General features: G+C 69.7%; 18 protein-coding genes. 9 read left to right on the forward strand and 9 right to left on the reverse strand.

Features of this window, described 5'->3' with window-relative positions; genetic code table 11:
• Positions 1-27: 27 nt before the first annotated feature.
• The 6 genes from gap to ACQBAS_RS06685 all read right to left on the reverse strand — a co-directional run bounded on the left by gap (position 28) and on the right by ACQBAS_RS06685 (position 6,537).
• The gene (gap, locus tag ACQBAS_RS06660) at positions 28-1,032 is read right to left on the reverse strand and encodes a type I glyceraldehyde-3-phosphate dehydrogenase (protein ID WP_427383034.1); all 1,005 of its coding nucleotides are present in this window, start codon (positions 1,030-1,032) and stop codon (positions 28-30) included.
• A 105-nt stretch (positions 1,033-1,137) separates the two neighbouring features.
• Positions 1,138-2,118, reverse strand: a complete 981-nt coding sequence (gene whiA, locus ACQBAS_RS06665) for a DNA-binding protein WhiA (RefSeq protein WP_427383035.1) — start codon at positions 2,116-2,118, stop codon at positions 1,138-1,140.
• A gap of 54 nt (positions 2,119-2,172) precedes the next feature.
• A complete protein-coding gene (locus ACQBAS_RS06670; RefSeq protein ID WP_427383036.1) occupies positions 2,173-3,111 on the reverse strand; it encodes a gluconeogenesis factor YvcK family protein in 939 nt (312 codons plus the stop codon).
• Complete coding sequence (gene rapZ, locus ACQBAS_RS06675) at positions 3,108-3,992, reverse strand: RNase adapter RapZ (RefSeq protein ID WP_427383037.1); 885 nt, start codon at positions 3,990-3,992, stop codon at positions 3,108-3,110. Before rapZ ends, ACQBAS_RS06670 begins: the two co-directional genes overlap by 4 nt.
• Positions 3,985-6,012: an excinuclease ABC subunit UvrC gene (uvrC, locus tag ACQBAS_RS06680; protein WP_427383038.1), complete on the reverse strand. Its 2,028-nt coding sequence runs from the start codon at positions 6,010-6,012 to the stop codon at positions 3,985-3,987. Before uvrC ends, rapZ begins: the two co-directional genes overlap by 8 nt.
• 96 nt (positions 6,013-6,108) lie before the next feature.
• Positions 6,109-6,537: a ubiquinol-cytochrome c reductase iron-sulfur subunit gene (locus tag ACQBAS_RS06685; protein WP_427383039.1), complete on the reverse strand. Its 429-nt coding sequence runs from the start codon at positions 6,535-6,537 to the stop codon at positions 6,109-6,111.
• A gap of 168 nt (positions 6,538-6,705) precedes the next feature.
• On the opposite strand from ACQBAS_RS06685, the gene ACQBAS_RS06690 reads away from it, so the two are divergent.
• The 5 genes from ACQBAS_RS06690 to ACQBAS_RS06710 all read left to right on the forward strand — a co-directional run bounded on the left by ACQBAS_RS06690 (position 6,706) and on the right by ACQBAS_RS06710 (position 12,347).
• Complete coding sequence (locus tag ACQBAS_RS06690) at positions 6,706-7,929, forward strand: branched-chain amino acid ABC transporter substrate-binding protein (RefSeq protein WP_427383040.1); 1,224 nt, start codon at positions 6,706-6,708, stop codon at positions 7,927-7,929.
• A gap of 167 nt (positions 7,930-8,096) precedes the next feature.
• Positions 8,097-9,062, forward strand: coding sequence for a branched-chain amino acid ABC transporter permease (locus ACQBAS_RS06695; RefSeq protein ID WP_427383041.1), 966 nt, complete (start codon positions 8,097-8,099; stop codon positions 9,060-9,062).
• Positions 9,059-10,753, forward strand: coding sequence for a branched-chain amino acid ABC transporter permease (locus ACQBAS_RS06700; RefSeq protein WP_427383042.1), 1,695 nt, complete (start codon positions 9,059-9,061; stop codon positions 10,751-10,753). Before ACQBAS_RS06695 ends, ACQBAS_RS06700 begins: the two co-directional genes overlap by 4 nt.
• Positions 10,750-11,637, forward strand: coding sequence for an ABC transporter ATP-binding protein (locus ACQBAS_RS06705; protein ID WP_427383043.1), 888 nt, complete (start codon positions 10,750-10,752; stop codon positions 11,635-11,637). Before ACQBAS_RS06700 ends, ACQBAS_RS06705 begins: the two co-directional genes overlap by 4 nt.
• A gap of 5 nt (positions 11,638-11,642) precedes the next feature.
• Positions 11,643-12,347 (forward strand): ABC transporter ATP-binding protein, encoded by a 705-nt coding sequence (locus ACQBAS_RS06710; RefSeq protein WP_427385592.1) that lies wholly within the window; start codon positions 11,643-11,645, stop codon positions 12,345-12,347.
• Between the two features lie 140 nt (positions 12,348-12,487).
• On the opposite strand, the gene uvrA is transcribed toward ACQBAS_RS06710, so the two are convergent.
• A complete protein-coding gene (gene uvrA / locus ACQBAS_RS06715; protein WP_427383044.1) occupies positions 12,488-15,625 on the reverse strand; it encodes an excinuclease ABC subunit UvrA in 3,138 nt (1,045 codons plus the stop codon).
• 73 nt (positions 15,626-15,698) lie between these two features.
• Here uvrA and ACQBAS_RS06720 point away from each other — a divergent pair, with 73 nt between their 5' ends.
• From ACQBAS_RS06720 to ACQBAS_RS06730, 3 genes are read left to right on the forward strand one after another with little or no spacing between them, the layout of a single operon-like run.
• Entirely contained in the window at positions 15,699-17,534 is a 1,836-nt protein-coding gene (locus ACQBAS_RS06720; protein ID WP_427383045.1) for a glycoside hydrolase family 15 protein, read from the forward strand.
• Positions 17,535-17,543: 9 nt separating this feature from the next.
• The gene (locus ACQBAS_RS06725) at positions 17,544-18,257 is read left to right on the forward strand and encodes a maleylpyruvate isomerase family mycothiol-dependent enzyme (protein WP_427383046.1); all 714 of its coding nucleotides are present in this window, start codon (positions 17,544-17,546) and stop codon (positions 18,255-18,257) included.
• 2 nt (positions 18,258-18,259) lie between these two features.
• Positions 18,260-18,949, forward strand: coding sequence for an MBL fold metallo-hydrolase (locus tag ACQBAS_RS06730; RefSeq protein ID WP_427383047.1), 690 nt, complete (start codon positions 18,260-18,262; stop codon positions 18,947-18,949).
• A gap of 7 nt (positions 18,950-18,956) precedes the next feature.
• Here the strand turns inward: ACQBAS_RS06730 and ACQBAS_RS06735 are convergent, their stop codons facing one another.
• Together ACQBAS_RS06735 and ACQBAS_RS06740 are read right to left on the reverse strand one after the other, a co-directional pair.
• Positions 18,957-19,457 (reverse strand): GDYXXLXY domain-containing protein, encoded by a 501-nt coding sequence (locus ACQBAS_RS06735; protein ID WP_427383048.1) that lies wholly within the window; start codon positions 19,455-19,457, stop codon positions 18,957-18,959.
• Positions 19,454-20,632, reverse strand: coding sequence for a DUF2157 domain-containing protein (locus ACQBAS_RS06740; RefSeq protein WP_427383049.1), 1,179 nt, complete (start codon positions 20,630-20,632; stop codon positions 19,454-19,456). The genes ACQBAS_RS06735 and ACQBAS_RS06740 overlap by 4 nt, the downstream gene beginning before the upstream one ends.
• Positions 20,633-20,746: 114 nt before the next feature.
• Between ACQBAS_RS06740 and ACQBAS_RS06745 the strand changes: the two genes are divergently transcribed.
• The gene (locus ACQBAS_RS06745; protein ID WP_427383050.1) at positions 20,747-21,631 is read left to right on the forward strand and encodes an EamA family transporter; all 885 of its coding nucleotides are present in this window, start codon (positions 20,747-20,749) and stop codon (positions 21,629-21,631) included.
• Positions 21,632-21,653 lie beyond the last annotated feature (22 nt).

The raw sequence follows: 21,653 nt of genomic DNA on the forward strand, positions 1-21,653 counted from the left end.
GGTGCCTTCCGGGTCAGGTGATGCGGGTCAGAGACTGGCGCCGACGTGGACGATCAGGTCGGCGAGGCGGTTGGAGTAGCCCCACTCGTTGTCGTACCAACCGACGACCTTGACCTGGTTGCCGATGACCTTGGTGAGGCCGGAGTCGAAGATGCAGGACGCCGGGTCGGTCTCGATGTCCTTGGAGACGATCTCGTCCGACGTGTAGGTCAGGTAGCCCTTGAGCGGACCCTCGGCCGCCTTCTTGACGATCTCGTTGACCTCCTCGACGGTCGTCTCGCGGGACGCCTCGAAGGTGAGGTCCGTGGCCGAACCGGTCGGCACCGGGACGCGCAGGGCGTAGCCGTCGAGCTTGCCCTTCAGCTCCGGGAGCACGAGCGCGACGGCCTTCGCGGCGCCGGTCGTGGTCGGGACGATGTTGAGGGCCGCGGCGCGCGAGCGACGCAGGTCCTTGTGCGGGGCGTCCTGCAGGTTCTGGTCCTGCGTGTACGCGTGGATGGTCGTCATGAGGCCCTTGACGATGCCGAGCTCGTCGTTGAGGACCTTGGCCATCGGGGCGAGGCAGTTCGTCGTGCACGACGCGTTGGAGATGATGTGGTGCTTCTCCGCGTCGTAGGACTCGTGGTTGACGCCCATGACGATGGTGACGTCCTCGTTCTTGGCGGGCGCCGAGATGATGACCTTCTTGGCGCCGGCGTCGAGGTGCGCGCGGGCCGCGGTGGCGTCCGTGAAGAAGCCGGTGGACTCGACGACGACGTCCGCGCCCAGGTCGGCCCACTTGAGGTTGGCCGGGTCACGCTCGGCGGACGCCGCGAAGGTGTGGTCGCCGACGGTGATGCTGTCGTCGGTGTACGTCACGTCCTCCGGCAGGCGGCCGAGAATCGAGTCGTACTTGAGGAGGTGGGCCAACGTCTTGTTGTCGGTGAGGTCGTTGACTCCGACGATCTCGATGTCGGCGCCGGACGCCTGCACGGCACGGAAGAAGTTGCGGCCGATCCGGCCGAAGCCGTTGATGCCAACGCGAACAGTCACTTGGTGCTGCCTTCCCGATGGGTGGTGCCGCGCGGTGCGCGGCTGCTCTACCGGGGCCAGCCTATTGCGTCTCCCGCCGACGGTCACGGGAGGTCCGCCGGCCGGTCAGCCGTCCAGCAGGTCGGGGCTGAGACCGGCCTCGGTGTCGGGGATGCCGAGGTCCGCCGCGCGCTTGTCCGCCATGGCCAGGAGCCGGCGGATGCGCCCCGCGACGGCGTCCTTGGTCATCGGCGGCTGCGCGAGCTGACCCAGCTCCTCGAGGGACGCCTGCTTGTGCTCGAGACGGAGCGAGCCGGCCTCGCGCAGGTGGTCGGGGATCTCGTCGCCGAGGATCTCCATCGCCCGGTGGACGCGGGCGCCGGCGGCGACGGCGGCCCGTGCCGAGCGGCGCAGGTTGGCGTCGTCGAAGTTGGCGAGGCGGTTGGCCGTGGCCCTGACCTCGCGGCGCATGCGGCGCTCCTCCCACGCCATGACGGCCTCGTGCGCACCCAGCCTGGTGAGCATGGCGCCGATGGCGTCACCGTCGCGGATGACGACGCGGTCCACGCCGCGGACCTCGCGTGCCTTGGACTGGATGGACAGGCGGCGTGCGGCACCGACGAGGGCCAGGGCGGCCTCCGGGCCGGGGCAGGTGATCTCCATGGCGGAGGAGCGTCCGGGCTCGGTCAGTGAGCCGTGCGCGAGGAAGGCGCCACGCCACGCGGCCTCCGCGTCACACGCCGAGCCGCCGACCACCTTCGGCGGCAGTCCTCGCACCGGGCGACCGCGTCCGTCGACGAGACCGGTCTGCCGGGCCAAGGCCTCCCCCTCCTGTGCGACCCGCACGACGTAGCGGCTGCCACGGCGCAGACCGCCCTGCGCGAGGACGAGCAGCTCGGTGGGGTGGCCGTAGAGCTCGGTGATGTCCCGACGCAGTCGACGGGCGGCGATCGCGGTGTCGAGTTCGGCCTCGACGACGATCCGCCCACCGACGATGTGGAGGCCGCCGGCAAATCGCAGGATCGCGGCGACTTCGGCCTTGCGGCAGCACGTCTTCGTGACCTCGAAACGGCTGAGCTCGTCCTTCACCTTCGCTGTCATCGCCATGCGGTCATCCTGCCACTCGTCGGCGTGTCGTCCGGCCGGAGGCCTCCAGGGAAGTCACCCGAGGATGTCTCGGAAGGCGGCCGCGAGACGCAACGGGTCGTGGGTGCCGGGGTGGCCGGCCTGGGCGACCTGACTGATGACGAGCTCGGCTCCCAGTGCCCGCGCCGCGTCCCGCAGGCTCGCCTCGTCGTCGACCACCGACGGGTCGACGAGAACCACGTCGATCCGCAGCTCGGGGGCGTGCTCGGCGATGACCTCGAGGTGACGGGCGGCCGTGAACCCGGTCGTCTCGGCGGTGTCCAGCTCGAGGTTGAGCGCCAGCAGGCGACGGGCGCGGGTCTCGACGAGCGCCTCCCGGAGGGAGGGCACGAGCAGGTGCGGCACGACGGAGGTGAACCACGAGCCGGGCCCGAGCACCACCCAGTCCGCGGCATGCAGCGCCGCGACGCTCTCGTCGCAGGCCGGGGGTTGCGGCGGGTCGATCGAGATCGACACGACTTTCCCCTTCGTCCGGGCGACCTGGACCTGCCCGCGGACCTCGGTCACCGCGTCGGGGGCTGCCGGATCGGCGCCGGCGACGGTCGCCCGGATCTCGAGGGGCACTGCCGCCATCGGCAGCACCCGACCGCGCGCGTTGAGCAGCCGGCCGACGAGGTCGAGGCCGCGCACCGGGTCCTGGTGCTGCTGCCAGAGCGCGACGATGAGCAGGTTGCCGAGGGCGTGTCCCGACAGCTGCCCGTCCCCGACGAAGCGGTGCTGGAGCACGTCCGCCCAGACGTGCCCCCATTCGCTGTCGTCGCAGAGCGCGGCGAGAGCCATCCGCAGGTCCCCCGGCGGCAGCACGCCGAACTCGTCCCGTAGGCGACCGCTGGAGCCACCGTCGTCGGCGACGGTGACGACGGCCGTGATCTCCTCGACGACCAGGCGTAGCGCGGACAACGACGCGGACAGTCCGTGGCCACCGCCGAGGGCGACGACGCGGGGGTACCTCATTCGCGCCCCAGGTCGCGGTGCACGACGAAGGAGGAGATGGTCGACGTGGCGAGCCGGGCCGCAATGGCCTCGGCCATGGCCACCGAGCGGTGCTTGCCGCCCGTGCAGCCGACGGCGATCGTGACGTAGCGACGCTCCTCGCGCACGTAGCCCGCCGTCACCGGCTCGAAGAGGGCGGCCACCCGCTCGACGAACTCGGAGGCCCCGTCCCGCGAGAGGACGTACTCGGCGACCTCCGTCTCCTTGCCCGTGTGGTTGCGGAGCTCGGGTACCCAGTAGGGGTTGGGGAGGAAGCGCATGTCGAAGACGAAGTCCGCGTCGAGCGGGACGCCGTACTTGAAACCGAACGACACGACGGCCAGTCGCAGGCGGTGCCGCCCCGCGGGGCTGAAGATGGGCGAGAGCTTGCGGGCGAGCTGGTGGACGTTGAGCCCAGAGGTGTCGATGACGACGTCCGCGATCGACCGCAGGTGCTCGAGCTGGGCCCGCTCGGCCTGGATGCCGTCCAGGAGACGACCGTCCCCCTGGAGCGGGTGGGGGCGGCGCACGGACTCGAAGCGGCGCACGAGGGCCTCGTCGGTCGCGTCGAGGAAGACGAGGTTGGGCCGCCACCCACGGTGGCGCATCTCGTCCATCGCGGCTCTGAGATGACCGAAGAAGCTGCGGGCCCGCACATCGACGACCACGGCGTAACGCAGTCGCTCCGCGCGGTCCCGGAGCGCCGTGTCGGCGAGGTCCGCCAGGGACTGCAACAGCTGGGGCGGCAGGTTGTCGATGACGTACCACCCGAGGTCCTCGAGGACGTTGCCGGTCGTCGTGCGTCCGGCTCCGCTCATCCCCGTGACGATGAGGATCTCCGGTTCGGCCCCTGGGTCAACCATCGGTGCTCTCTCCCTTCCGCTCGCTGTCGATCGTTCCGGCGTCGTGCCCGTCGTCGAGGACCTCGCCCGTCATGAGGTTGACCACGGGCGCCGTCTCGGTGTCCCGGGCCAACTCTGCCGCAATCGTGGCGGCGAGGGTGGGACCGATCCCCGACACGACGGTCAGCTCCTCCGGGGAGGCTGCCCGGATTCGCCTGAGGGACCCGAAGTGTCTCAGCAGCGCCTTCTGTCGCGTGGCGCCCAGGCCGGGGATGCCGTCGAGCGCGCTCGTCGTCATCGCCTTGCTGCGTCGCTGTCGGTGGAAGGTGATGGCGAACCGGTGCGCCTCATCGCGGACGCGCTGCAGCAGGTAGAGGCCCTCGCTCGTGCGGGGCAGGATGACGGGGAACTCCTGCCCCGGCACCCACACCTCCTCGAGCCGCTTGGCCAGGCCGACGACGGCGACGTCGCTCACGCCGGCGTCCATGAGTGCGGTCCGGGCCGCATTGACCTGCGGCAGACCGCCGTCGACGACGACGAGTTGTGGGCGGTAGGCGAACCGGCGTGGCCGCCCGGTGTCGGGGTCGACCGCGGCCGGACCCGAGCGCTCCACCTCGGCGGCGGCGCTCTCCTCCGGTACGTCCTCGGGTCGCTGGCGGAAACGGCGTGTGAGGACCTCGTGCATGGCGGCGGTGTCGTCCACGGGTTGGCCATCACCTCGACCGCGGACGATGAACCGGCGGTACTCGCTCTTGCGCGCGAGCCCGTCCTCGAAGACGACCATCGAGCCGACGACGTTCGTCCCCTGCACGTGGCTGATGTCGTAGCACTCGATCCGCAGCGGCGCCTCGTCGAGTTCCAGAGCCTCCTGCAGTTCCTCAAGGGCCTTGCTCCGGGCCGTGAGGTCACCCGCGCGCGCGACCTTGTGCCGAGCGAGCGACTGGGTCGCGTTGCGCTCGACGGTCTCCATGAGGGCGCGCTTGTCGCCCCGCTGGGGAACCCGCAGGTCGACCTGGGAACCGCGACGCTCGGTGAGCCAGTCGCGCACCGACGGCGCGTCCGGCGGAAGGATCGGGACGAGCACCTCGCGCGGCACGCTCTCTCCCCCTTCGCCGCCGTAGACCTGCTGCAGGAGGTGGCCGACGACCTCCTCGACGCTCTCGGCGACCTTCTCGGCCACCCAGCCCCGCTGTCCCCGGACGCGCCCGCCGCGCACGTGGAAGACCTGGATCGCCACCTCGAGCTGGTCATCCGCGAGGGCGAAGACGTCCGCGTCCGTGCCGTCGGGCAGCACGACGGCGGACCGCTCGAGCGCCTTCGTCAGGGCCTGGACGTCATCGCGCAGGCGCGCGGCCTGCTCGAAGTCGAGGCGCTCACTGGCCTCATGCATCTGCCGCTCGATCCGACGCACGAACCGTCCGGTGTCACCCGCCATGAAATCGCAGAAGTCCTCGGCGATCTGGCGGTGCTCCTCCTCGCTGACGCGGCCGACGCACGGCGCCGAGCACTTGTCGATGTAGCCCAGGAGGCAGGGCCTGCCGACCTGCTCGGCACGCCGGAACACCCCGTTCGAGCAGGTGCGCAGGGGGAAGACGCGCAGCAGTAGGTCGAGCGTCTCGCGGATCGCCCACGCGTGCGTGTAGGGGCCGAAATAGCGCGTCCCCCGCCGCTTCGCTCCGCGCATCACCTGGGCCCGTGGGTACGCCTCCCCCAACGTCACCGCGAGGTAGGGATACGACTTGTCGTCGCGGTACTTCACGTTGAAGCGGGGATCGAACTCCTTGATCCACGCGTACTCGAGCTGGAGCGCCTCGACCTCGTTGGCCACGACGGTCCACTCGACGCTGGCGCCGGTGTGCACCATGGTCGCCGTGCGGGGGTGCAGGGCCGACACGTCCTGGAAGTAGGACGAGAGGCGGGGTCGCAACGACTTCGCCTTGCCGACATAGATGACTCGGCCCGAGTCGTCCCGGAAGCGGTAGACGCCGGCATCCGTCGGGATCGAGCCCGGTGCCGGGCGGTAGGTCGACGGGTCAGCCACACGTCCACCCTATGTCGGGCCGCCGACAGGCCACATGGCCGCAGGGACGACGCGAAGCGCGGGGGGTGGAAGGCGCAGGGTGGGGACGTGCGACGGTCAGGCGACCGTCGCGGTGCCGTCGGTCACCGTGACGTCGAGCGGCACGAGTGGTGCTGTCGCCGGTCCCTGCGTGGGCTTGCCCGTGGCGCCGTCGAACTGACTGCCGTGGCAGTCACAGAAGACGGTCGAACTCTCGACGCGAGCGACGACGCACTGCTGGTGCGTGCAGATCGCGCTGTAGGCCTTGTACTCGTCCTTCGCCGTGCGCACGACGACGACCTGACCCTTGACGACCCCGCCGCCAATCGCCGTGTCACCGACATCGATGCTCGTCCCCGAGGCACTCGACGCGGCGCTCGAGGCCGCCTTCGTCGCCGTGGTGGCGCCGCCCCCGCCGCAGGCGGTCAGCCCCGTCACGCAGGCGATGCCGGCACCGCAGAGTACGGCACGACGAGCAGGCAGGCTGTCACGATCCGGGAAGGTCATGACCCCAGTCTGCACCCCCTGTTGCACGAGGGCGTTCCGAGCCGATTCATAACGGGACGGACACAAGGGGTCGAACACCCGTGGTCAGGGCAACGGTCCGTGACTACTGTGCGTTTGCCCGCAACACCTGCGGGCCGGGCACTTCGCCCATGTCACCCAGGAGGAAACGTGCCCCAGCGTTCAGCCATTTCAGCCGGCGCCACCCTGCTCGCCGCCACCCTCGTCCTCTCCGCCTGCGGCACCCGCGGTGGTGACAGCACGACGGATGACTCAGCCGACGGCGGCAAGGTCGCCAAGATCGGTGTCATCAGCCCCCTCTCCGGTGACCTCTCGGCTCTGGGTCTCGGCATCCAGCACTCCGTGGAGCTCGCCGTCGAGCAGGCCAACGAGTCCGGCGACCTCGGCGACTGGACCCTCGAGGTCGACGCCCAGGACGACGAGGCGAAGCCCGAGGTCGGCAAGAACGCCGCCTCCGCGCTGGCGTCCGACTCCGACGTCATCGGCGTTGTCGGCACCCTCAACTCCTCCGTCGCCGAGAGCGTCCAGCCCGTCCTCAACACGGCCAAGATCGTCATGGTCTCCCCGGCCAACACCGGCCCGTCCCTGACACGCGGCGCCGACGCGGCCAACGCACCGAAGCGTTCCTACGCGAACTACTTCCGCACCTGCACCACCGACGCCATCCAGGGCCCCTTCGCCGCTCGTTACCTCTACAACGAGGCCGGCATCAAGGAACTGGCGACGATCCACGACAAGAAGACGTACGGCCAGGGCCTCGTCTCCGCCTTCACGGAGGAGTACGAGAAGCTGGGAGGCAAGATCGTCGCGGCCGAGACCATCAACCCGGACGACGCGAACTTCAACGCCGTCGTCTCCTCGGTCAAGGCGAAGAAGCCGGCGGCGGTCTACTACGGCGGCGAGTACCCGCAGGCTGGCCCTCTGTCCCAGCAGATGAAGGCCGCCGGCCTCAACGTCCCGCTCATGGGCGGCGACGGCATCTTCTCCCCGGAGTTCATCAAGCTCGCGGGCAAGAACTCCACGGGTGACCTCGCCACCTCCGTCGGCGCCCCGGTCGAGGACCTGGACTCCGCTCAGCAGTTCGTCGAGGACTACGACGCGGCCGGCTACTCGGACCCGTACGAGGCCTACGGCGCCTACGCCTACGACGCCGCCAACTCGATCATCAACGCGCTGAAGGTCAGCCTCAAGGACGCCACGTCCGCCGAGGACGCCCGTCAGGCCACGATCGACGCCATGGCCAGCGTGAAGTTCGACGGCGCCACCGGTGCGGTCGCCTTCGACGAGTTCGGCGACAACACGACGCGCATCCTGACCGCCTACGCCGTCAAGGGCGGCAAGTGGGCGCCGGAGAAGACCGACGAGTTCAAGTGATCCAGTGGTGACCCGCTGACGAAGCGGGGGCAGGGAGTCACCCTGCCCCCGCTTCGTCGTATCGCGGCCCTCGCCCTGGGCCGCACCCCGGGAGTGCAACGTCCGCCCCGGGCGCATTCCCCGACCACCTGACCGCCGTGACCCGGCATGACCCCAGGAGGCCCCACGTGGACCAATTCGCCCAACAACTCGTCAACGGGTTGGCGCTGGGCTCGCTCTACGCATTGATCGCCGTCGGCTACACCGTCGTCTACGGCATCATCCAGCTGATCAACTTCGCCCACGGCGAGGTCTTCATGATCGGCTCGTTCGGCGCCCTCAGCACGTACCTGCTCTTCTTCCAGGGGTCGACCTCGATCCTCATCCTCCCGGCCATCATCATCGGCGCCATCGTCGCGTCGGTCGGTACGGCCGTCCTCATGGAGCGCATCGCCTATCGGCCTCTGCGCGGAGCGCCCCGACTGGCCCCCCTCATCACGGCCATCGGCATCTCGGTCTTCCTCCAGGAGTTCGTCCGGTTGTTCTACAACCGGATCCCCTTCGTGGACTTCCCCAGCGCCAAGCAGCGCCTCGTCTTCCCGCAGATCGACGTCGTCACCGGCACGGCCATCGACGTCGGCGGCGTGACGCTCCAGCGCCCGGCCCTCTTCACCATCGGATGTCTCATCATCTGCGCCGCCGGCCTCTGGTGGTTCGTCAACAAGACGAAGACCGGCCACGGCATGCAGGCGGTCTCCCAGGACCCTGACACCGCGCGCCTCATGGGCATCAACGTCGACCGGATCATCGTCATCGCCTTCGCTGTCGGTGCCGCTCTCGCCGCGATCGCCGGCGTCGCGCAGGGCCTCATGAACGCGAACATCGAGTTCCGGATGGGCTTCCTCGCCGGCCTCAAGGCCTTCACCGCGGCCGTCCTCGGAGGCATCGGCAACATCCAGGGAGCCGTCGTCGGCGGGCTCGTCCTCGGCGTCGTCGAGGCCCTCGCCACCCAATACTCCCAGAACCTGCCCGGCGTGCTCGGCGACTTCGGCGGCTCGTCGTGGAAGGACGTGTGGGCCTTCGCGCTCCTCATCGTCGTCCTCGTGTTCCGCCCGCAGGGCATCATGGGCGCGAAGGTGGTCGATCGCGCATGAAGCTCCTGCCCGACTTCTCCGAGGAGACCCGCGTCGCCCAGGCGCCGCGCGCCCGGCTGCTCACCGCCGCCGGCTCGGTCCTCCTCATCGTCTCCGCCTTCCTCTCGTGGTCCTTTGACGACCGCGTCCTGGACGACATCTCGATCCGCTTCTACCCCGCGTCGCTCCAGCTCTTCGCCCTGTTCCTCGGTGTGACCGGACTCGTCCTGTCGCTCGTCGAACTGGGTGTGCTGTCCCGGTTGCGGCGTTGGCTCGACGCCACCCTCGGCCTGCGGGCCCTCGGGGCGTGGACCCTCGGCTTCGCGGTGCTCTCGCTCGTGGCCATCGCAACCGAGACGGCCGGTCTCGTCAACGTCAACGAAGGCGGTTGGGTCGCCCTCGTCGGCGCGCTGCTCCTCTTCGTCGGCGCCACGCTGCTGCCGCAGCGGGAGCTGGACGACATCACCCGGGTGAAGCTGCCCGGGTGGGCGGAGATCCTCGTCATCGTCGTGTCCCTCGCGGTGGCCCTCTTCGCGGCCGCCTATGCGCTGGAGCACGAGGACCCGTGGGTCTTCGTCCTCTTCCTCGTCACGGTGGCCGGCATCATCGTCGCCCTCGCACGGGCGGGCTTCTTCACCTGGTTCGGATCGGTCGCCTCGCGCCACCGGCACGTGCTGACGTTGTCCTCCTTCGCCGTGGCGTTCCTCTTCCCGTTCGCCCTCGGCGGTTCCCAGGCGACGATGTCGATCGCGGCGGCCGTGCTGGTCTTTGCGGCCACGGCCATCGGCCTCAACATCGTCGTCGGCCTCGCTGGCCTCCTCGACCTCGGCTACATCGCCTTCCTCGGCGCTGGCGCCTACGTCTCGGCGATGCTGTCCGCCTCCGCCTTCGCCACCATCGACTGGACTCCCCCGTTCCTGGTGACGATGCTCATCGGTGGCTGCGTCTCGGCGATCCTGGGTCTGATCATCGGCTCCCCCACGCTGCGCGTGTCGGGTGACTACCTGGCCATCGTGACGCTCGCCTTCGGTGAGATCTTCCGACTGGCCATGTTCAACCTCGACGGCAACAACGGGCCGGATCTCACCAACGGACCCAACGGCATCCCCGCCATCCCGCACCTCAACATGTTCGGGTTCGACTTCGGCGCGGAGCACACCATTGCCGGTGTCACGCTCGGGGCGGACTCGAACTACTACTTCCTGCTGTTGGTGCTGCTGTCCTTCATCATCCTGGTGTTCACGCGGCTCAACAACAGCCGCATCGGACGTGGTTGGGTCGCCATCCGTGAGGACGAGCGGGCCGCCGAGGCCATGGGTGTCAACACCTTCGGCCTCAAGCTCCTCGCCTTCGCCGGTGGTGCCTTCCTCGCCGGTCTCGCCGGCACGATCAAGGCGCACCGCGACGTCGCGGTCTCCCCGGACCAGTACATCTTCCTGGAGTCCGCGTTCCTGCTCTCGGCCGTCGTCCTCGGCGGCATGGGCACCGTGGCTGGCGTCCTCGTCGGCGCGGTCATCCTCAAGCTCATGCCCGAGAAGCTCCGCTTCTTCTCCGAGTACCGCCTGCTCATCTTCGGTCTGCTGCTCATCGTCATGATGCGTTTCCGTCCGGAGGGGCTCGTCGCGAGCAAGCGTCGCCAGCTCGAGTTCCACGACGACGATGAAGAGCTCGCCACAGCCACCACCATGGACGAACTGGAGGCCGCAAAATGACCGCCGCACCCACGCAGGTCACGAGCACCGACGCCCTGCCCCCGCGCAACGTCGTCCTCGAGGCCGACGGAGTCACGATGAAGTTCGGCGGCCTGACGGCCGTCAACAACGTCGCCATGAAGGTGCATGAGGGCGAGATCGTCGGCCTCATCGGCCCGAACGGCGCCGGCAAGACGACCTTCTTCAACTGCCTCACCGGCATGTACCAGCCCACGAGTGGGTCGGTGCGGCTGAACGGTGAGCAGCTGCCGCCGAAGCCGCGGGCGGTCGTCATGGCCGGTATGGCCCGCACCTTCCAGAACATCCGGCTCTTCGGCAACATGACGGCTCACGAGAACGTCATGGTCGGCCGCTACTGCCGGACCACGTCCGGACCGCTCACGACGATCCTGCGGGGTCCGAAGTTCCGGCGCGAGGAGCAGGAGTCGTCCGTGCGGGCGGACGAGCTGCTCGAGTTCGTCGGGCTCACGAAGGTCGCCCACCACCTGGCCCGCAACCTCTCCTACGGTGATCAGCGCCGTCTGGAGATCGCCCGGGCCCTGGCCACGGACCCGACCGTGCTCCTGCTCGATGAGCCCACGGCCGGCATGAACCCGCTCGAGACACAGCAGTGCATGGAGCTGATCTTCCGGATCCGCGACCGTGGGCTTGCCGTCGTCGTCATCGAGCACGACATGCGGTTCATCTTCACGCTGTGTGACCGGGTGCTGTGTCTCGTGCGCGGGGAGGTCCTCATCGAGGGCAGCCCCGAGGTGGTCCAGTCCGACCCGCGGGTGATCGAGGCCTACATCGGGGCCCCGGAGGACGATGACGACGACGAGATCGCGCCGCTCGAGATGGACGCGACCTTCAGCGCCAACGACGATCAGGAGGACACGCAGTGAGCCCCATGCTGGAGGTCAAGGACCTCGAGGTCTCCTACGGCAAGATCGTCGCGGTCAAGGGGATCTCCTTCACCGTCGAGGAGGGCGAGGTCGTCACCCTCATCGGCACCAACGGCGCGGGCAAGACCACGACGCTCCGGACCATCTCCGGTCTGCTCCGTCCCAGCGGCGGTGAGGTGCTCTACCAGGGCAAGCGGATCGACAACGTCGCCGCCCACGAGATCCTCCAGCTGGGTCTGGCGCACTCCCCCGAGGGGCGACGGATCTTCCCTCGGATGACCGTCGAGCAGAACCTGCTCCTCGGCGCGTTCGCCCGCAGCGACAAGGACATCGACAAGGACCTCAAGGCCGCCTACGAACTCTTCCCGATCCTCGGGGAGCGTTCGAAGCAGCCTGCCGGGACCTTTTCCGGTGGTGAGCAGCAGATGCTCGCCATGGGCCGAGCCATGATGAGCCGCCCCAAGCTGCTCATGCTTGACGAGCCCTCCATGGGCCTCTCGCCGATCATGATGAAGCGGATCATGTCGACGGTGAAGACCCTGCAGGAGCAGGGGACGACGATCCTGCTCGTCGAGCAGAACGCGCAGGCCGCGCTCCGCCTCGCGACGAAGGGGTACGTCCTCGAGGTCGGCAAGATCGTGCTTGAGGGCACCGGGCCGGAGCTGCTGCGCAGCGACGACGTCCGGAAGGCCTACCTCGGCGAAGGCTGAGCAGGTCCGGCCTTCGGGCCGGGACGACAGAGGGCCGCGGGGTTTCGACCCCGCGGCCCTCTCGTCATGTCGCTGGTGCTGCCGTCTTCGCTGATCAACCTGCGCGCTTCGCGCTGATCAACCTGCGCGCTTCGCGCTCATCAACCTGCGCGCTTCGCGCGACGCGCAGCGGCCGCTGCCTTCTTCGACACCGTCACCTTTGCCGGCTGCTGGGTGGCCGCTGTCTTCTTCGCGGCGGCCTTCTTGGCCGGTGCCTTCGTGGCGGTGGTCTTCTTGGCCGTGGCCTTGGGTGCCGCGGCCTTCGTGCTGGCTGCCTTCTTGGCCGGGCCCTCCCCCACGAGGTGGGTCGGCGAGAGGCTCGACCGGCTGACCCGTGCACTGCGGTCGAGGATCGGGCCGAGGAAGCGCCCCGTGTGGGACTCGGCGACCTGGGCCACCTCCTCGGGCGTGCCCGTCGCGATGACGCGTCCGCCCCCGGACCCACCCTCGGGTCCGAGGTCGACGACCCAGTCGGCGCTCTTGATGACATCGAGGTTGTGCTCGATGACGATGACCGTGTTGCCCTTCTCCACGAGGCCCTGCAGGACCAGCAGGAGCTTGCGGATGTCCTCGAAGTGGAGCCCCGTGGTCGGCTCGTCGAGCACGTAGATGGTGCGGCCCGTCGATCGCTTCTGGAGTTCGCTGGCGAGCTTGACGCGCTGTGCCTCGCCACCGGAGAGCGTCGGCGCGGGCTGCCCCAGGCGCACGTACCCGAGACCCACGGCGTTGAGCGTCTTCATGTGGCGGGAGATGGCAGGCACCGCGGCGAAGAACTCCTCGGCCTCCTCGATCGGCATGTCGAGGACGTCCGCGATCGTCTTGCCCTTGAAGTGGACCTCGAGCGTCTCCCTGTTGTAGCGCGCGCCGTGGCACACCTCGCAGGGGACGTAGACGTCCGGCAGGAAGTTCATCTCGATCTTGATCGTGCCGTCGCCGGAGCACGCGTCGCAGCGTCCCCCCTTCATGTTGAAGGAGAACCGGCCGGGCTGGTAGCCGCGCACCTTCGCCTCGGTCGTCTCCGCGAAGAGCTGACGAATCTTGTCGAAGACACCCGTGTACGTCGCCGCGTTCGACCGCGGCGTCCGCCCGATCGGGCTCTGGTCGACGTGGACGACCTTGTCGAGGTGCTCCAGGCCGGTGACGGTCTTGTGCCGACCCGGCACCCGTCGCGCACCGTTGAGCTTGTTGGCCAGCACGTTGTAGAGGATGTCGTTGACGAGGGTCGACTTGCCCGAGCCCGAGACGCCCGTGACGGCCACGAGGTTGCCGAGCGGGAACTGGGCGTTGACGCCGTGCAGGTTGTGCTCGCGGGCACCGACGACGCCGACCTGTCGCTCGGGGTCGTTGGGACGCCGGACGTCCGGGATCGGGATCTCCCGGCGACCCGAGAGGTACTGCCCGGTCACGGACGTTTCGTGCTCGAGCAGACCCTGCACCGAGCCCGAGTGCACGACGTGCCCGCCGTGCTCCCCCGCCCCGGGGCCGATGTCGACGATCCAGTCCGCCGTGGCGATGGTGTCCTCGTCGTGCTCGACGACGATGAGCGTGTTGCCGAGGTCACGCAGACGGGTCAGCGTCTCGATGAGCCGATGGTTGTCGCGCTGGTGCAGACCGATGCTCGGCTCGTCCAGGACGTAGAGCACCCCCACGAGCCCGGAACCGATCTGCGTGGCGAGCCGGATGCGCTGAGCCTCGCCGCCGGACAGCGTGCCCGCCGGCCGATCCAGCGACAGGTACTCGAGCCCGACGTCGAGGAGGAACCCGAGCCGCGCGTTGATCTCCTTGATGACCCGGTCCGCGATCTGCCGCTCGCGCTCGGAGAAGTCGATCTCGAGCAGGAATGTGGCGGCCTCGGCGATGGACAACGCGGAGACGTCGGCGATGCTGCGCCCACCGATGAGCACCGCCAGCGACTCGGGCTTCAGCCGGGTGCCGCGGCACGTCGGGCAGGGGATCTCCCGCATATAGCCCTCGTAGCGGTCACGACTCCACTCGGACTCGGTCTCGGCGTGGCGCCGCTTGATGAAGGGGACGACCCCCTCGAACCCGGTCGAGTAGGAGCGCTCGCGCCCGTAGCGGTTGCGGTACTTCACGTGGACCTTGTGGTCCTTGCCGTAGAGCAGGGCCTCACGCGCCCGCTCGGGCAGCGCGCGCCACGGGGTGTCCATCCCGAAGGAGAGGTCGTCGCCGAGCGCGCTCATGATCCGCTGGAAGTACTCGGCCGACGTCGTGCCCTGGGACCACGGCGCGATCGCTCCCTCGGCGAGGGTGAGGTCGTCGTCGGGGACGAGCAGTTCGGGGTCGACCTCCAGCTCGGTCCCGATGCCGGTGCAGACGGGGCAGGCGCCGAAGGGCGAGTTGAAGGAGAAGGAGCGCGGCTCGATCTCGTCCATCGCCAACGGATGGTCGTTGGGGCAGGCCAGGTGCTCCGAGTAGCGACGCTCGCGCGCGGGGTCCGACGCGTCACGGTCGACGAAGTCGATGACGAGGACGCCCCCGGCCAGACCGAGCGCGGTCTCGACGGAGTCCGTGAGCCGCTGCTTGGCCGTCGCGGCGCCCTTGGCGACGAGGCGGTCGACGACGACGTCGATGGTGTGCTTGACCTGCTTCTCCAAGGTCGGCGGCTCGGTCATGGAGACGACCTGGCCGTCCACGCGGGCCCGGGCGAACCCCTTCGTCTGCAGCTCGGCGAAGAGGTCGACGTACTCCCCCTTGCGCGCGCGGACGACGGGGGCGAGGACCTGGAAGCGCGTCCCCTCCTCGAGCTCGAGGAGGCGATCGACGATCTGCTGCGGGGACTGACGCGTGATCGGCTCGCCACAGACGGGGCAGTGCGGCCGGCCGGCCCGGGCGAAGAGGAGTCGCAGGTAGTCGTGCACCTCGGTGATCGTGCCCACGGTCGAGCGCGGGTTGCGGTTCGTGGACTTCTGGTCGATGGAGACCGCCGGGGACAGCCCCTCGATGAAGTCGACGTCGGGCTTGTCCATCTGCCCGAGGAACTGCCGGGCATAGGACGACAGCGACTCGACGTAGCGACGTTGCCCCTCGGCGAAGATCGTGTCGAAGGCGAGCGAGGACTTCCCCGATCCCGACAGGCCCGTGAAGACGACGAGCGAGTCGCGGGGCAGCTCGACGGAGACGTCCTTGAGGTTGTGCTCCCGGGCGCCACGGACGATCAGCTGGTCGTGCACGTGGCGGGAGGGGCGAGGCGTGGAGGGTGCAGAAGTCACGGTGTCCATGCTAGGTGCGCCCACCGACAGCCAATCCGGCGACCGCTGCCGGCCAGCCCGTCGGCTCGTCTAGGCTTCACCGATGACGACTCCGATCGAGGACTACGCCGTCATCGGCGACACCGAGACCGCGGCCCTGATCAGCCGCGAGGGCTCCCTGGACTGGCTGTGCTTCCCCCGCTTTGACTCGCCGTCGTGTTTCACGGCGCTCCTCGGGACGCCCGAGCACGGCCGGTGGCTCATTGGTCCCGTGGGTGAGGCCACGACGACCCGCAGTTATCGCGGGGATTCGTTCATTCTCGAGACCGTGCACCGCACTGCCACCGGCGTCGTCAAGGTCACTGACCTCATGCCGCTGGGCGATGGCCGCGCGGACGTCATCCGCGTCGTCGAGGGCCTCGAGGGCGAGGTGGAGATGCGTCACGAGTGGACCGTGCGGCTCGGCTACGGGCGGATTCGCCCGTGGGTCGCCCACTCCCCCGGCCACGCGCGGGACCACGACGTCATCACGGCCATCGCCGGCAACGACATGCTCGTCCTGCGCGGCAGCCGTCTGCCCCACCCCGAGGACGGCCACCACCGTGACCAATGGACGGTGCGCGCCGGTGAGCACTACAACTTCTCGACGACCTGGTTCGCGTCCTACAAGCCGATCCCGCCACCCCTGGACATCCACTCGCGGATCGAGGCCACCTACGAGACGTCGTCCACCTGGGCCGCCCGCTGTACCTACGAGGGCCCCTACCGGGCCGAGGTCGTCCGGTCCCTGCTGACGTTGCGGCTGCTGACCGACACGCGCCGGGGCGGCATCGTCGCGGCGCCGACGACGAGCCTGCCCGAGGACTTCGGCGGGGTCCGGAACTGGGACTACCGCTACTGCTGGTTGCGCGACGCGTCGCTGACCTTGGAGGCACTGCTGAAGTCGGGCTATGTCGGCGCCACCAAGCTGTGGCGTGACTGGCTCGTGCGGGCCGTCGCCGGCGACCCCGAGGACATGCAGATCATGTATGCCGTCGACGGTGGCCGCGATCTCCCCGAGCGCGAGCTGGACCACCTGCCCGGCTATGCCGACAGCAAGCCCGTCCGGATCGGGAACGGCGCCGTCGACCAGAAGCAGACGGACGTCCTGGGCGAGGTCATGATCGCGCTCGAGGACGCCCGCGCGCAGGGTCTGCGGGAGTCGGAGCAGTCATGGGCCGTCCAACGGGCGCTCGTGAACAACCTCGCCGAGCACTGGGACCAGGCCGACAACGGCCTGTGGGAGATCCGCGGTCCCCTGCGGCACTTCACCCACTCGCGGGTCATGGTGTGGGCCGCCTTCGACCGGGCGATCCGGGCCGTCGAGATTCACGGCTACGAGGGCGAGGTGGAGCTGTGGCGCAACCTGCGCGAGCGGGTGCGCGACGACGTCCTCGACCGCGGCTGGAACGAGGCCAAGCAGACCTTCACCCAGCACTACGACACGGACGAGGTCGACGCGTCGCTCCTCCTCATCCCCATCGTGGGCTTCCTCCCCGCCGACGACCCTCGCGTGCTCGGCACCGTGGCCGCCGTCGAACGCGACCTCATGCGCGGCGGCTTCCTGCTGCGCTACCGCACCGAGTCCGGAGTCGACGGGCTGGCCGGGGACGAGCACCCCTTCCTCGCCTGCTCGTGGTGGCTCGTGACGGCCTACGCCGTCACCGATCAGGTGGAGAAGGCTCGGGAGCTCATGGACCGACTCGTCGGGCTCCTCAACGACGTCGGCCTCGTCGCCGAGGAGTACGACGTGGAAGGGGACCGGCAGGCCGGCAACTTTCCGCAGGCCTTCTCGCACCTCACGCTCATCGGCGCCGCGTACGCCCTGCGCGATGCCGAGGCACGGGCGGCCGGAGCCACCTCGCGCGCGGCCACGGCGGAGTCGGGCCCGGCGCAGTAACGTCGTGGCATGGACAGGGATCAGCTCGACGCGGCCATCGCGTCCCACACCGCCCGGCTCATCACCACGGTCGAGGGACTGACCGGACCCGAGGATCTGCGGGCTCCGACCCGCTGCCCCGGGTGGTCGCGCGGCCATGTCCTCGCCCACCTGGCGCGCAACGCCGACGCCCTCGGCGGCGTGGCCGGTGACGTCGCCGCAGGTCGGCCCGCACTGATGTACAGCAGCCAGACGCAGCGGGACGCCGACATCGAGGCCGGGGCGACGCGTCCCCAACCGGAGGCCCTCGCCGACCTGCGCGACACCGCCGAGGCGGCCCGGGCGCAGTTGCGCCTGCTCGGCCCCGAGCACGACGACGTGGCCGTGCCGCGCACGCCCGGCGGGGCGACCTTCCCCGTCCGTCGGGTGCCGTTCATGCGCCTGCGCGAGGTCGTCTACCACCACGCCGACCTCGAGGCCGGGTTCGACTTCGAGGACGTCGAGGACGAGCTCGCCATGGCCTTCATCGGCGAGGAGGTGGCGCGGCTGAAGGCCTCGACGCCCGGCCCGGCCTTCGCCCTCGCTGTCACGGACGCGACCGGAGCCACCGCTCGGGAGTGGAGCGTCCATGGCGGCGGTCCGCTCGTGTCCGGCGGAGCGAGCGGGCTCCTCGCGTGGCTCGCCCGTCAGGACGTCTCGGGCGTCACCTCCGAAGCCCTGCCCACCCTGCCGAAGGGAGGTTGACGATGAAAGACGCCGTGGACGACGCCGCGCCGTACGACCCCGATGTCCGTCCGGGCGGCCCCGTGTCGGTCCGGCGGCTCCCTGCCCTGACGATTCGCAAGATGGCGGTCTCGGAGATGCACAACAACGTCTATCTCCTGACCTGCGCCACGACGGGCCAGCAACTGCTGATCGACGCGGCGGACGAGCCGGACCGCATCCGCAGCCTCATCGCCGACGGCAGCGGTGACGGCCTGCGGCACCTCGTGACGACCCACCAGCACCACGATCACGTGCGGGCACTCGACCAGATCGCGCGCGAGACCGGCGCCGAGACCTACGCGGGCGCCGACGACGCGGCGGGTCTGCCGCTGCCTCCGGACCACAGCCTGCGCCACGGCGACACCATCGACTTCGGAGCCATCGTTCTCGACGTCATCCACCTGCGCGGCCACACACCGGGCTCCGTCGCGCTCGCCTACGACGACCCGGACGGGCACGTCCATCTCTTCACCGGTGACAGCCTCTTTCCCGGGGGTGTGGGCAACACGAAGAATGCCGGCCAGAGCTTCCCCGCGCTCATCGAGGACGTGACGACACGCGTCTTCGACGTCTACGGCGACGATGCGTGGGTGTATCCGGGACACGGCACCGACACGACGCTGGGTGCCGAGCGCCCACACCTGGCGAAGTGGCGCGAGCGCGGCTGGTGAACGGCGATCAGGTGATGTCGATCAGCGCGGCGTGACCTCGTGAATCGATCCGGACCGTGGCGATCAGGTCGCCATCGGACACCTCGTCCTGCATCGCACGTGCTTCGTCCTGCGGGAGGAACCAACTCTCGATGCCGCAGTGGATCCTCCAGCCGCAGTCGTTGCAGGCCAGGTACGGGCCGGCCTCGGGGCGCGCACGGAGGTAGTCGTCGGCCACCCACACCTCGCCGTCCTGGCGCAGCGTGATGAACACCGGCCCACGTTCGTCACCCTCGGGCATCGAGCCCAAGTCCCCGCCCTGCCCCTCCTCCTGATTGGGGCCCTGTCGAGTCAGGTCCGGGTAGGAGAGATCGACGTAGGCGCCGCGGAACGGATCCAGTGGGTCGACCGGTGCCACTCGAACGGCGTACTCGTCTCCGACCACGCGGGCTTGGAGCTGTGGTGCGACGCCGATCGCCGGGAGCAGCAGGCCCGCCGCCACCATGATCGCGATGCGCGTGCGGTTCATCGTGCGTCCCCTTCCACGGAGGCGGCGATCTCGCGGCGGACCCTGTCGAAGGCATAGCCGCTGCCGGCGAGGACCAGGCCGAGGAGGAGGAACAACCATGCCCCCTGGATGATCTGCCCGAAGGCCGCGAAAGCCTGGAACGTCGTGAAGACGACCAAGGCCGCGGTGGCTATGAGGGTGAGCCGGAGGCTGTCGTGCACGATGCCGAGGTAGGCGACACCGAGGGCGGCCACGACGTAGATCGAGACGGCGAGGGCGGCGTGCGCCCAGCTGGCGAGGTCGACGTTCTCGACGTCCTGACCTGCCTCCCAGATGACCAACAGGACGGCGAAGGCGCCGAGCAGAACGACGACGGCCGGTTCGCGACGGTCCCGGCCGCGCCACAGGGCCAACGCGAGCGCCACCCCCGCGCCCGCCAACACCAGCGCGAGCGAGAGGCCGACCCCGAAGCCGTCGGGCTCGGCGGACGGGATCGCCGCGACGAAGAGGCCCGCCAGCGCCGACGCGGCGCCTGTTTCGCGCCACCACGCGGTGAACGACGGTGCCGGCTGGGGCAGCTGCGCGACTGACGTCGCCAGCAGCGCGGCCGCGAACATCGCGACGACGAAGGTCAACCAACTCCCGTGTTCCACCATCGGCGCCCACAGTGCCCACGCGAAGCCGACCGGGAGCCCCACGAGCAGGGGCGTGGCCGTCCGCATGAGGTGGGCGTAGAGCAGGCAGCCGATCGACCAGAGCCCGAGCAGTGCGGGCTCGTAGGCCGGCACCTGCAGGGACTGCGCCGCCTGAAAGATCACCGCGCCCAGCAGCAGGGAGGTCACCAACCGGAGTGCGTGGACGACGGGCGACGGGATCGTCCCCCGGTGCTCGCGGCGATCGGCCAGCGCCTCGGCTCCGATCAGTGCCGCCACGAACAGCGCGAAGACCGCGGCGAGACGCACCATCGCCGAGAGCTCATCGAGATTCGCGGCCACGAGCCAGATGACCCCGACCCCGACGAAGACACCACCGAGGGACAGCAACAAGCGCGCCAGGTTGAGGCGCCGCCCCGACACGACCTCGTAGCTGCCACCGATCCGATCGGCGACCTCCTCGTCGATCCAGCCTTCGGCCCGCCAGACCCGCAGTTGGTCGCCCAGCCACCGCTGGTTTTCCGGGGTGATGGCTTGTCTCATGTCCCCAGAGTGGCCCGTGCAGCCCCGCAGCGCCATGACGCGTTCTACTCACCTGCGCCACGGCGCCGACGCACCGGCGACCAGCCCACGCCGACACCCGCCTAGTCTGTCGGCGTGACCCGCACTCCCACGGCCTCGACGGCTCTGCTGCTCGTGCTCGGCGCCGTCGTCTCCGTCCAGTTCGGCGGCGCACTGGCGGCCACCCTCGTGCCCCAGATCGGCGCGGCGGGCTCCGTCGTCCTGCGCCTCGGGTTGGCCACTCTCATCCTCGGGGCGGTCGTCCGACCGCGGTGGCGCGGCCACTCTCGGGCGGCGTGGGCGACCGTGATCACCTTCGGCGCCTTCCTCGGCGCGATGAACTTCTCCTTCTACGGGTCGCTGGCGCACCTGCCCATCGGCGTCGCCGTGACGATCGAGTTCATCGGTCCGCTGACGCTCGCCGTGGCCCTCTCCCGACGCCCGCGCGACCTGGTGGCCGTCGCCGCCGCCGCGCTCGGGGTCCTCCTCATCTCCCAGGCGCTGACCACCCCGCTGGCGGACCTCGACTGGGCGGGCATCGCCCTGGCCCTCACCGCCGGAGCCTGTTGGGCTGGCTACATCGTCTACTCCGGGCGGACCGGGGCCGCCTTCCCCCAGCTCGAGGGCCTCGCATGGGCCCTGGTCGTCGCGACGATCGTCGTGACCCCCTTCGGCATCTGGGACCTCATCGTCCACGGGACAGACGCGTGGGACGGAACCGTCCTGGCGAAGGGGCTCGGCATCGCCGTCCTGTCCTCGGTGCTGCCCTACTCGCTCGAGTTGCTCGCCCTCCGCAGGCTCGCGCCCGCCGTCTTCGGCATCCTCCTCAGCCTGGAGCCCGCTGTCGCCGCCCTCGCCGGCCTCATCGTGCTCGACCAGCGGCTCTCCCCCGTCCAACTCGTGGGCATGGGACTCGTCGTCACCGCCAGCGCGCTCGTCCTCGGAGCACGCAAGGACCCCGCCGAATCGGCGGGGTCCTAGGCGCGGTTTGACGGCTACTGCC

It is taken from the genome of Janibacter zhaoxuefangae, from assembly GCF_050271985.1.
Taxonomy (GTDB): domain Bacteria; phylum Actinomycetota; class Actinomycetes; order Actinomycetales; family Dermatophilaceae.